The 12648-nt window shown below is 52.2% G+C and carries 8 protein-coding genes and 2 pseudogenes; all 10 read left to right on the forward strand.

Going from position 1 to position 12648, the window contains the following annotated elements; translation table 11 throughout:
* Positions 1 to 52: 52 nt before the first annotated feature.
* Positions 53 to 1633, forward strand: a pseudogene (gene vgrG, locus AAGR22_RS05280) (type VI secretion system tip protein VgrG); the annotation flags it as partial.
* Positions 1632 to 3626, forward strand: coding sequence for a type VI secretion system tip protein VgrG (vgrG, locus tag AAGR22_RS05285; RefSeq protein WP_345831551.1), 1995 nt, complete (start codon positions 1632 to 1634; stop codon positions 3624 to 3626). The pseudogene vgrG (AAGR22_RS05280) and the gene vgrG (AAGR22_RS05285), both read left to right, overlap by 2 nt.
* On the forward strand, positions 3623 to 5173 hold the full coding sequence (locus AAGR22_RS05290; RefSeq protein WP_345830746.1) for a hypothetical protein: 1551 nt from the start codon (positions 3623 to 3625) through the stop codon (positions 5171 to 5173). The genes vgrG (AAGR22_RS05285) and AAGR22_RS05290 overlap by 4 nt, the downstream gene beginning before the upstream one ends.
* Positions 5170 to 6309, forward strand: coding sequence for an Imm72 family immunity protein (locus tag AAGR22_RS05295; protein ID WP_345830748.1), 1140 nt, complete (start codon positions 5170 to 5172; stop codon positions 6307 to 6309). Before AAGR22_RS05290 ends, AAGR22_RS05295 begins: the two co-directional genes overlap by 4 nt.
* Positions 6310 to 6461: 152 nt before the next feature.
* Positions 6462 to 6717, forward strand: a pseudogene (locus AAGR22_RS05300) (DUF2345 domain-containing protein); the annotation flags it as partial.
* A 33-nt stretch (positions 6718 to 6750) separates the two neighbouring features.
* A complete protein-coding gene (locus AAGR22_RS05305; RefSeq protein WP_345831648.1) occupies positions 6751 to 7068 on the forward strand; it encodes a hypothetical protein in 318 nt (105 codons plus the stop codon).
* Positions 7065 to 8618 carry a hypothetical protein gene (locus AAGR22_RS05310; protein WP_345830750.1) on the forward strand — a complete coding sequence of 518 codons (1554 nt, stop codon included), beginning with the start codon at positions 7065 to 7067 and terminating at the stop codon, positions 8616 to 8618. The genes AAGR22_RS05305 and AAGR22_RS05310 overlap by 4 nt, the downstream gene beginning before the upstream one ends.
* Complete coding sequence (locus AAGR22_RS05315) at positions 8615 to 9754, forward strand: Imm72 family immunity protein (protein ID WP_345830752.1); 1140 nt, start codon at positions 8615 to 8617, stop codon at positions 9752 to 9754. The genes AAGR22_RS05310 and AAGR22_RS05315 overlap by 4 nt, the downstream gene beginning before the upstream one ends.
* A gap of 971 nt (positions 9755 to 10725) precedes the next feature.
* Complete coding sequence (gene tssE / locus AAGR22_RS05320; RefSeq protein WP_345830754.1) at positions 10726 to 11178, forward strand: type VI secretion system baseplate subunit TssE; 453 nt, start codon at positions 10726 to 10728, stop codon at positions 11176 to 11178.
* Positions 11179 to 11220: 42 nt separating this feature from the next.
* Positions 11221 to 12612, forward strand: coding sequence for a VasL domain-containing protein (locus AAGR22_RS05325; RefSeq protein ID WP_345830755.1), 1392 nt, complete (start codon positions 11221 to 11223; stop codon positions 12610 to 12612).
* Positions 12613 to 12648: the final 36 nt, after the last annotated feature.

Consider the following 12648-nt stretch of genomic DNA (forward strand, 5'->3'; position numbering starts at 1 on the left):
TTTCAGTATTAAAAATATACCTCTGAGAAAAAGCGGGAGTGAGGGAGAGAGGATGACTGATTCTGTAATTGCCCTGGCAAAGGACAAAATAGATGCGCTTTTGGGGATGTCCCGCTACAGGCTGGATGTTCATGCGTGTCCGCATTTTCTCGATGTTTTCAATTTTCGGGGTGAAGAAAAACTCAGTGAGCCCTGGCACTATACCGTCAGGGTGACCTGTACTGCGGGTGACATTGCCAGTGACAGCGTGCTGCTTAAACCGGCGGCGTTTACATTCCAGATACCGTTGTATAACGGAATGCCCGCCACGCCAGTGCGCACTGTCTATGGCGTGGTCCACACCTTTCAGCGTCTTTCAACGTCGGCTGATGAGACCCACTACACGCTCAATATTGTGCCGCGTATTGCGCTGCTACAGCATACCAGGCGTAGCGAGATATATCTCAATCAGTCCGTAACGGAAGTGGTTGAGAAAATCCTGCGTTCACACGGGCTGGAAGGGCCCGATTTTGAATGGCGTCTGTCGCAGTCTTACCCGGTGCGTGAGCTCATCACACAGTGGCGTGAAACCGATCTGGAGTTCATCCAGCGTCTCCTGGCCGAAGTGGGCATTTTTTGGCGCTTTGAAATGGATGGCCGCCTGGAACAGGACGTGGTGATTTTTCAGGACAGCTCGGCACAGTATCAGTTTGGGGTGATTCTGCCGCTGATCCCGCCGTCGCACACCAGTGATAACGGCCAGCTCAGCGTCTGGAATATCAAAACCCGTCAGCAGGTTGTCTCCGGGAGCGTGGCGACCCGGGATTACAACTACCGTCAGGCACTGACGCCGTTGGACAGCTCCGCGTCAGTCAGCAGCATCGAGGGCATCACGACGGGTGAGGTTTATCACTATGCAGAACCTTTCCTCAGTGAAGGTGACAGGGATACCCCGGAAAGCGGCGCGTATTACGCCCGGCTGCGTCATGAACGCATTCTGAATGCGCAGCAGGGGGTTGTCGGGAAAACAACCAGTCCGGTGCTGGCACCGGGTGAGGTGCTTGAACCGCAGGGTTCGCTTCCCGCCAACCTGAAAGACGGTATCGTCATCACAGGTGTGCAAAGCAGTGGTTCGCGTAAGCAAAGCTTTACGATGACCTTTACCGGGATCCCCTACAGTGAAGCCGTGTGCTACCGCCCACCGTTACATAATCGCCCGGTGATTGCCGGTACGTTGCCTGCCCGTGTGGAAAGCACCGAGAAAGGCGATATCTATGCCTGGTTGGACAGTCAGGGGCGTTACCGGGTGAAGCTTGATTTTGACCGCAATGGCCGTGAACAGGGCTATGCCTACCTCTGGCTACGGATGGCGAAACCCTACGCGGGTGATAAATACGGTTTCCATGCCCCCCTGCTTGACGGTACCGAAGTTTCGGTGATGTTTGATGCGGGTGATCCTGACCGCCCGTATATCGCCTATGCCCAGCACGATTCTGAACACCCGGACCCCGTCACCAATGATAACCACACGCGTAACGTCCTGCGTACACCGGCAAACAACAAACTTCGCCTGGAAGATAAGCGTCAGGAAGAGCACATCAAGCTCGCAACTGAATACGGCAAGACTCAGCTGAATATCGGCCATCTTGTGGATGGCCAGCCAGCAGTTTTATCAGTTTGATGTCCATGTGCCGTATCAGGAGCCGTCGGCGCTTTATGACGGCGCAGCGGAATCGGTGTGGGACCTGCGCAGCTGGCACAATACGGTGACGGGTCTGGTCCGCACCCGGGACTATAACTACCGCACGGCGAGCACGCCGATGGACTCGGCGGTCGCCGTCAGAAACAGTGCCACCACCACCGGGGAGCACTACCGCTACGGCGGCCCATTCCCCGAGGCGGGCGACGACAGCACCTCTGAGCCGGAAACGGAGAGCGGGGCGTTTTATGCCCGTATTCACCACGAGCGCGAACTGAATCAGTCCGTCCGTCTGCATCTGTTCAGCAACGCCGCACATCTGACGCCGGGGATGGTTCTGGAAGCCGACGACAGCACCCTGAATGACCTGCAGGACGGACTGCTGATTACGCTGGCCACATTTAGCGCCGCCCGCGACACACGCCTGCACGTGTCGGTATGGGGCATGCCCTACAGCGAACAGTTCTGCTTTCGTCCGGCTGAACTGCCCCGACCAAAGATACACGGCACGCTGCCGGCCCGTATCGAGAGCCGGGAGAAGCACGACATCTACGCGCATCTGGACAGCCAGGGTCGCTACCGGGTGAAGCTGGACTTCAGCCGTGAAGACGCAGAGCCGGGCTACCACTCTCTGTGGGTACGCCAGGCGAAGCCTTACTCCGGCGACACTTACGGCTGGCACACGCCGCTTATCGATGGCACTGAAGTGGGCATTGCGTTTGACGACGGCAACATCGACAGGCCGTATATCGCCCACGCGTTTCACGACTCAGAGCATCAGGATGTGGTCACCCGTGACAACCGCAGCCAGAACGTTCTGCGCACCCCTGCTGCCAATGAACTGCGGATGGAAGACCAGCGCGGGCAGGAGCATATCGCGCTGACCACGCCTTTCGGCAGTACGCAGCTGAACCAGGGGCATATCGCCGACGGGCAGAATAAACAGCGGGGCACCGGCTTTGAACTGCGCACCGACGAGTACGGCGTCATCCGCGTGGCAAAAGGGCTGTTTATTACCACAGACGGGCAGAGCAAAGCGGCAGGTGAGGTACTGGACATGGAAACGGCGCTGAAGGAAATCGCTGTCTGCCGCAATCAGCTTCAGCAGTTAGCGGCGGCGGCAGAACAGGCGCAGGCGCTGGAGGCGGATATCGCCAGCCAGCAGGCGATGTTTGAGCAGAGGCTGAAGCCGCTGAACGGGATGATTCACTGCCACGGCCCGCAGGGCGTGGCGTTCACCAGCGGTGAGCATATGCAGCTGGCCGCCAGTCAGAACGTCGCAATGAATGCTTCAGGGGATTTCAGCAGCGGGTCGATGGGTAACACCGCCATTCTGGCGGGGGAGCAGACAGGCCTGTTTGCCAGAGCGGGCAAACTCAGCCTGAACGCCAGCGAAGGCCCGGTGCAGCTACAGGCGCAGAACGGTGCGATGCACATCAGTGCGGAGCAGAAGCTGAGCCTGATATCGGCCAGCGATATGCTGTTTGCGGGTAAGAAGAAAGTGACGCTGATGGGGGGCGGGAGTTACCTCATTATCGAAGGCGGGAAAATAGAGTACGGGACGGACATGACCTATACGCGGAAGATTAAGCGTTCGGCGACGACGGGGGCTGCGAGCGCTGAGGCCGATATGCCCTGGCTTGCTGATCCGGCGAAGAGCCGCAGCAGTGCGCTAATGCAATATCGCTATCACGACGATGCGCCTGTGGTGGGGGCGCCGTTTACGGCAACACTGGCGGATGGGTCAGTACGTACCGGAAATCTGGACGGTGCGGGGTATCTGCATCTGGACGATATTCCGGCAGGAAGTATGCAGGTGGAGTTTGGGCCGGATACACGGCGTTATATGCGAAAAGGCACCATAAATAATCAGCAATTTACGGGGTCATCACTGAGTGAATCTGATATCGATGCGCTGATAGAGAAACACAACGGAGGTGTTCAATGAGTGAGGTAAGTGTTGCCTGGTTTAAAGAAACCAGCCTGGAAACCGGGCAGTGGATCTGGGGCACGCTTCAGGGCGCGTTTAATGAAAAACAGACCATCGGACAGATCATTGTCGATGCGGTAACTGGCATGATACCGCTGGTTGGTGATGTGACTGCTGTACGCGATCTGATTGCGGTATCCATTGGGCTTGCCAAAGAACCAAAGAAGCGGGAAAGCGTTACTGAATGGGTATTTCTGGTTATTTTACTGTTTGCGCTGATCCCGGTAATTGGTGGGGTGATTAAAGGGGTGGGACGTCTGGCGCTGCGTGTCACAACCAAAGCGGCAGAGAATGTGGAAACGCTTGGTGACGTGATTAAGTTTCTGAATCGTGTAGGCGAAGGCGATGCGGTGAAGTGGCTGAATAAACTGAACGTGGTTGAGTATCAGGCACAGCTGATTGAGAAGATGAGCGACTTTTGCACCACGATGATCACCGCGATAAACCAGATTTTGAAAGCCAGAGTGGGGCGGATATTGCCGGAGAAATGGCAGGCCGATTTACTGCGTGTGCGGGATGGATTTGCCGCCCTGCAACCGCTGGCATCCAGGATGATCCCGCAGGCGCTGAAGGAGCTGGATGCGAAACTGCGGGTGTTGCAGGCGCTGGTGTATAAAGGTGAAATCCATACGGTGGCAACGGGTAAGGGCAGGGCTGAAGTGTGGCGTGAAGCGGAAGCCTATCTGATAGAACGCCCGCTGCGGGATGCGCCAAAGCAGGGAACGCGATTTCCGAGTCTTCATGCGGAGAAGCAGCACGAAACTATACTGCGGCGTAAATATTCCAAAAAAGGCTACCCGGACTTATTGGGATATAAAGAAAAAAGCCCGGCCTTTGGAAAAGAGAAAATTTTCATAAACATAGCCTCTTTCAGCAGTGAGATCACCGCAAAAAGCGCCAGACAAATGGCGGGTAGTACGATTTTTCGCGCTTTCGGCAACGAGACTGCGCTGGCAACAAAGCCCGGCGGCTCCTGGGCTGCGGGAGGGTTTTGGGGCTATCAGAAAGTGCCTGGTAACGCGGAAGAGTGGCGGCAGCTATCGGCGGTACTGGATGAGTGGAACGGCAACGGTTTTCTTGTGGTGTTGCATTTGCCGGAAGACCTTGCCATGCGGATGCCGGGCACTAATGCCTGGCACGGTAAAATAGCTGAACAGTTCGGACAAAAGAGAGCCAACCAGTACCTTGAAGGCGGCGGCGAGCAGGTGATAATTAATCTGGATGAAATGCTGAAAACAGAACTTAATCGCATCGGTGAGAAGGTCAAGGCCACCGGGCAGCCTGCCAGCGTGGAGATTAACGGGGTAAAAGCTCAGTTTTATCCTTCTGGCTGGAAAGATGTGGAAGGCGTGCACGGTTACAGCAAACCTGAGGGAATTGACCCGCCCTATGCCACCTATACGCGAGAACTGCATGACGATGAACTGCGCAACAAGGTGAAGGAGAGAACGATAGTTAACGCCGCCCGTGTGGAGCGCCAGACAACGACAGGAAGTGAACAATGATTACGATACCCAAAACTCAGTATCCAATGAGTAATGACCTGGTTCGCCGCAAACTGTTCTGGCTGTTACAGCGTCTGAGCAGCTACAGCCTGTGGCTGCGCAAAAGGGATGCCTGGGCATGCTTTACTGAAAAATATGAACATGCGCTGAAAACCTGGCCGGAGGAAATCACGAAGGGGTTTGATAAAGAGGTTATTATCTGGGCATACGATGCCCTGCGTCTTTATGATGAAGGCTTACCTGAACTGGCGGTAGGAAACCGGCAGGTGTGGCAGATTAAAACAGGTGAATTCGATCAACTTTTTCGGCCGGTGAGTTTAATTGAGAAGTACTTTTATTGGCCTTGTCATGACGAACGTGGCGGGCAACGGGAACCTTATCCCCCGGAAATAGAAGAAATTAATAAGTGGCGTGTTGCGGCGGAGTTTTGGGGGGATAATCTGCTGTATCCGCCACAAAATAATGTCTGTAATTTTTTTGATGCAGAGTATTTACTGGAACCTGAAAATTATATTTATAATTTAACCCTTTTTGCCTACCCGGTATTCCCCCAAAACCTTCCCCCCGTTCCTGAACGCAGAGACATTATTATAAAAACCGACGATCCGGTACCCTGTGATGGTATCTGGGAGCCGGTAAAGATTTTGTACAACCATAAATTTCTGGTGGTTAAAGACGGCATCGGTGGTTTTAAAAACCTCGGGGCTTACAACTATTTTATTCGCGGTATGAATGCCCCCCGGCAGATATATTACGATGTATTGATTGAAAGTGATACGGAGGCTATTTTGTCGAACGACTCCATTCGTTATCGCGATGTTCACTGGCGCCTGGTCTGGGAGGACACCCGTTATTGTGACGGGATTATCCCTGATGAATCGGAATACTTTCTGGATGATGCGCCGGGTAAACGCATTACCTGCCAGAGCGGTGAGCGCTGCCCACACTCCGGCCACTGGGCAACCATCGCCGGAGGGCATCAGCAGTTTATTGATGTTGAGGCAGGGACGTTGATGCCGGAGGCGACGAAATATCAGAGTGATATGTACGCGCCTGAAATACGTATTCCGGCAACATGGAGCCTTTTGCAAAGGGAAGATGAAGGCAGTGTTTATATCAAACCGGAAGAAAATTAATCAGTCGCCTGTTTCTGGGACAACTATCTGGCTCTGTCTGACGGGCAGAGTCATTGCGGCCGCCCATTCCCCGAGGCGGGCGACGACAACATCTCTGAGCCGGTAACCGAAAGCGGGGCGTTTTATGCCCGTATTCACCACGAGCGCGAACTGAGCAGACAGGCCTGTTTGCCAGAGCGGGCAAACTCAGCCTGAACGCCAGCGAAGGCCCGGTGCAGATACAGGCGCAGAACGGGAAGATGCACATCAGTGCGGAGCAGAAGCTGAGCCTGATATCGGCCAGCGACATGCTGTTTGCGGGTAAGAAGAAAGTGACGCTGATAGGTGGGGGCAGCTATCTGATAATAGAAGGCGGGAAAGATAGAGTACGGCACGGATATGACCTATACGCGGAAGGTTAAGCGTACTCACCTGACGGGGAAAGCGACAGAAGAACCGGACATGCTGTGGTTGGCAGATCCGGTCAAAAACAGCACGGATGCGCTGATGCAATATCGCTATCACGACGACGCGCCTGTGGTGGGGGCGCCGTTTATGGCAACACTGGCGGATGGGTCAGTACGTACCGGAAATCTGGACGGTGCGGGGTATCTGCATCTGGACGATATTCCGGCAGGAAGTATGCAGGTGGAGTTTGGGCCGGATACACGGCGTTATATGCGAAAAGGCACCATAAATAATCAGCAATTTACGGGGTCATCACTGAGTGAATCTGATATCGATGCGCTGATAGAGAAACACAACGGAGGTGTTCAATGAGTGAGGTAAGTGTTGCCTGGTTTAAAGAAACCAGCCTGGAAACCGGGCAGTGGATCTGGGGCACGCTTCAGGGCGCGTTTAATGAAAAACAGACCATCGGACAGATCATTGTCGATGCGGTAACTGGCATGATCCCGCTGGTTGGTGATGTGACTGCTGTACGCGATCTGATTGCGGTATCCATTGGGCTTGCCAAAGAACCAAAGAAGCGGGAAAGCGTTACTGAATGGGTATTTCTGGTTATTTTACTGTTTGCGCTGATCCCGGTAATTGGTGGGGTGATTAAAGGGGTGGGACGTCTGGCGCTGCGTGTCACAACCAAAGCGGCAGAGAATGTGGAAACGCTTGGTGATGTGATTAAGTTTCTGAATCGTGTAGGCGAAGGCGATGCGGTGAAGTGGCTGAATAAACTGAACGTGGTGGAGTATCAGGCACAGCTGATTGAGAAAATGAGCGATTTTTGCACCACGATGATCACCGCGATAAACCAGATTTTGAAAGCCAGAGTGGGGCGGATTTTGCCGGAGAAATGGCAGGCCGATTTACTGCGTGTGCGGGATGGATTTGCCGCCCTGCAACCGCTGGCATCCAGGATGATCCCGCAGGCGCTGAAGGAGCTGAATGCGAAACTGCGGGTATTGCAGGCGCTGGTGTATAAAGGTGAAATCCATACGGTGGCAACGGGTAAGGGCAGGGCTGAAGTGCGGCGTGAAGCGGAAGCCTATCTGATAGAACGCCCGCTGCGGGATGCGCCAAAGCAGGGAACGCGTTTTCCGAGTATTCATGCGGAAAAATTTCATGAAGACAGGTTACGGCGTAAGTATTCGAAAAAAGGTTATCCAGATATTGTTAACTGGAAAGGAGAAAGCCCGTCATTCGTTAAAGGACAACAGGTCTTTACAGATATCGCTTCTTTTAGCGGTGAAATCACTGCTAAAAGTGCCCGGGAGATGGCAGGCAGTACGATTTTCCGGGCTTTCGGAAACGAGACTGCATTGGCAACTAAGTCCGGCGGCTCCTGGGCGGCAGGGGGATTTTGGGGCTATCAAAAAGTGCCTGGTGACGCAAATGAATGGCGACAATTATCGGCGGTACTGGATGAGTGGAATGGCAATGGTTTTCTGGTGGTACTGCATCTGCCGGAAGACCTGGCTGCAAGAATGCCCGGTACTAACGCCTGGCACGGCAGAATTGCGGAACAATTTGGGAACGAGGTTCCTGCTCAGTATCTGAAAGGTGGTGGTGAGCAGGTCATTATTAATCTGGATGAACTGCTAAAAAAAGAACTGAACAGAATCGGGGAGCAGGTAAAAGCGACCGGAAAACCTGCCAGTATTGAAATTAATGGCGTCAGAGCGGAATTTTATCCTTCCGGCTGGAAAGAGGTTGAAGGTGTGCATGGTTATACCCGGCCAGAGGGGGTTGAACCGCCCTATGCCACCTATACCCGGCAACTGCATGACGATGAGCTGCGCAGCAAAGTGAAGGACCGGATGATGATTAACGCGGCCCGCATTGAACACCAGACCACCACAGGAAATGAACCATGATGTCCATTGAAAAAACCAGATACCCGATGACCGATGATGTCGTGAGGCGCAGGTTATTTTGGCTGTTACAGCGCCTAAGCAGCTATACATTGTGGCAACGCAAACGGGATAACTGGGCTTATTTTACACAACTCTATGAACAGGCGCTGAAAACCTGGCCGGAGGAAATAACCAAGGGTTTTCATCCTAAGGTTATTATCTGGGCATACGATGCCCTGCGTCTTTATGATGAAGGGCTAACGGAACTGGCGGCGGGAAATCGGCAGGTATGGCAAATTAAAACAGGTGAGTTCGATCAACTCTTTCGGCCGGTTAGTTTAATAAGAGCTTATTTTTACTGGCCCTGTCATAGTGAACGGGGCGGGCAACGGGAGCCCTATCCTCCGGAAATAGAAAAAATTAATAAGTGGCGGGTTGCGGCAGAATTTGAAGGCGATAATCTGCTCTATCCACCACAAAATAACGTTTGTAATTTTTTTGATGCAGCGAGCTTACTGGACCCCAGTAATTATATTTATAATTTAAGCCACTTAACCTATCCGGTATTCCCGAAAAATCTCCCGCCCGTACCGGAGCGTAGCGACATTGTTATCGAAACCGACGATCCGGTTCCCTGCGACGGTATCTGGGAGCCGGTGAAGATTCTGTATAACCATAAACTTCTGGTGATTAAAGCTGGTATCAGCGGGTTTAAAAATCTGGGTGCCTATAACTATTTTATTCGTGGAATGAATGCTCCCCGCCAGGTTTATTACGACGTGTTAATGGAGAGTACTACGGAAATGCTGATAACCGACGATCCCATTCGCTATCGCAATGTTCACTGGCGCCTGGTCTGGGAGGATACCCGTTATTGTGACGGGATTATCCCTGATGAATCGGAATACTTTCTGGATGATGCGCCGGGTAAACGTATTACCTGCCAGAGCGGGGAGCGTTGTCTGCACTCCGGCCACTGGGCAACCATCGCCGGAGGGCATCAGCAGTTTATTGATGTTGAGGCAGGGACGTTGATGCCGGAGGCGACGAAATATCAGAGTGATATGTACGCGCCTGAAATACGTATTCCGGCAACATGGAGCCTTTTGCAAAGGGAAGATGAAGGCAGTGTTTATATCAAACCGGAAGAAAATTAATCAGTCGCCTGTTTCTGGGACAACTATCTGGCTCTGTCTGACGGGTCGAGCCGTTACGGCGGCCCATTCCCCGAGGCGGTAATGATGATACCTCTGAACAGGTAACGCTGGCAGATGTGCTGATTCACTTTATAGCTTAAAAATGCTGAGCATCGGCACAGATATTTAAACCCATAAAGCAAGGGTGTGCGACTAACACGGGATATAAATGATGGTTTTTTTTAAAACCTTTAACAAAGTTGATGGTGCCGCCAATCGTGGCTATGCCCGTTTACCCTCGCGCTCAGCCATGAACTCTTCGGATTACACAAACTCATTGCGTAAGTCAGAGACCAACAAACAGACTGAGAAATAACATCGATTGCATAGATATCTAAATGGATTATGAATAAGAAATATTCTGGTGAGCAGCATCAGAAGCGATAGGTTATTGAGGGCTGTCTTAATGCGAAAGAATCGATAAACTGGCAGGTAATTTACATTAATAAAATTTAGGGGGTGTCACATAATGTTAAGTAAAATCAAACATGCAATTCTACTCCGCAAAAGAGTAAGGTTGAGTTATTTTTTTAACAGTCTCATGGTTCGTATATTAATTTTTATAACCATTAATACGGCCACTTCAGTTTACGTAAATATTTTCCCTGCCATTAAAATCAAACAACCAGTAGACAGGTTGCCTGATTTTGGGTTTTCTATATCCCCTTGTTATGGATTTATTTATTCGACGATTTTAATCGTTGGAGTAGGTGTTTTAATGATTCTTGATATCCAGCGACTGCGAGATATAGGATATCGGTATCCGGGAGTTATCAGCATTGTGCTGATTTTATTAGCATTGTTTTCGGAGGTGCTTAGTATCATGGTAAGAATAAATCTAATATCATTTTTAATCGATGCCGGACTATTAATGTTTTATATATTAATGCTTTTCAGTGTATCGAAGTCAGCTATTGAGAGGAGAACCACTCATGTCGCATAGGAATCCCTCACTATGTGAAATACTTTACGGCAATTTTACCGGCGGGCTTCACCTGCATCAGGTCAGCGAAGAAAACCAGATCATTCTGTCGGTACTCGACAACATGCAGCGCATCCTTAACTGCCGCGCCGGTACGCTGGCGCATCTGCCGGACTACGGCCTGCCGGATATGACCAGAATCCTGCAGGGAATGCCGGGTACCGCACACCAGATGATGGGTACGCTTTCAGAGGTACTGCTTAAGTATGAGCCGCGCCTGAAAAACATTGATGTGGTGATACTGGAGCAGACGCAGCCCGGTGAACTTCGTTACGCCATTGATGCCGAGCTGAAAGATCTCGGCCTCGTGCGTTATGGAACTGAATTTATGCCTCAGGGGAAAATTCTGCTGCGGCATCTAAAGCAACAACAATTCCTTGATCCTCTGACGTCAGCATACTGACTGGCAAAAACTTTTATTTTTTTACTTCCTTGAGCTATCCCTATGCCGCATTTTTCTGAACGTTATCTTAAAACCGGCGGCGACCCGCGCGCACTAACGGATTATACCGCCCTGCGCGATGAGCTGAGCAAACTGTCACATCCGGCGCGCCCGGATGTGAACTGGCAGTATGTTGAAAAACTCTGTCTTTCGCTGTTTGAGCAAAATGGCGTGGAGCTGCAGACGGCAGCCTGGTACACGCTTGCCCGTACGCAACTGGCTGGGCTGTTTGGCCTGACTGAAGGTTTGTCCATCCTGGAGGCGTTGATTAGCCTTCAGTGGGGCGCGCTCTGGCCGCAGCCGGTCCATGCGCGTATGGAAATCCTCAGTAGCCTGAGCCAGCGTCTGCAGCAACGGATGCGTACACTCCCTCTAAGCTACAGCGACCTCAGCCAGCTTTATCTTGCGGAGCAGCAGTTGACCCGCCTGGGCGCGGTACTACAGCGTCTGGAGCTTAAGCATCTTAGTCAGTTTGATGCGCTGCGTACCCTGATGTACAACAGTGCGGCTCGTCTGGAAAACAGTGACAGTACATCCAGTCCAGGGACTGCCATTGAGCCCGGGATGGTGCTGCCTGCAACGGCAATGAATAGCGCGGGCACGTCTGCGGATACTTTGTCCGGTATTCCCGCTGTAGGGAAAAACGAACCGGTTAACATGGTGAAATGGGTGTATGTGGCGCAGCCGGAACATCAGCCGAATGTTGAAGTGTTGACGCCGGTACCGGCGCCGATAAAACCCTGGAAATCCTTCGCCGCCGGGATGTGTACCATGCTGGTGTTGAGCGCGGGAGCAGCATGGGGCTGGCATGCCCTACACCGACCTAACCCGCTATATACGCAGTTTGCCGCATCCCTCACACCGATACCTCAACTACTCACACCCGCCCAGCGGGATACGTTGCGCCAGCAATCACCCTTATCGCAGGCCTTTATCACGCAAACACAGCAGCAGCTAGCCCGTCTGGGTCAGTTACCCCCTGACTGGAGTATCGACTACAGTCGTCAGCTGGTTGAACAGGCGTTCGCACTGTGGCCGGAGCAGGCTAAGCCTCTGGTGAAACAGTGGCAGCGGCAGTTGAACGCTGTCAGCATACCGTCGGAAAACCTGAATGGCTGGCATCAGGGGATGACGAAGCTACAGCAACTGAGCGACCGGCTGAGCAAGCTGGATGAGAAGAAGGGGAAATACATGACGGTCAGTGAGCTGAAATCAGTGGTATTTTCCACCATGCAGTCATTTAATCACTCTATACCGGCTGAAGAGCAACTGCGGATGTTGTCACAAAACCCTGCAGGAGAACCTTTACCTGTTGCTGCCAGGGCTCAGCTGGAGATGCATCTGAAGCAATTAACGGCCCGTTACGCTGAGATAAAACAGAATACACCTAAATAAAACGGTGCTAAAAATTATGAGTGATTCAGTTTGCCA

The organism is Erwinia sp. HDF1-3R (assembly GCF_039621855.1).
Lineage (GTDB): Bacteria > Pseudomonadota > Gammaproteobacteria > Enterobacterales > Enterobacteriaceae > Erwinia.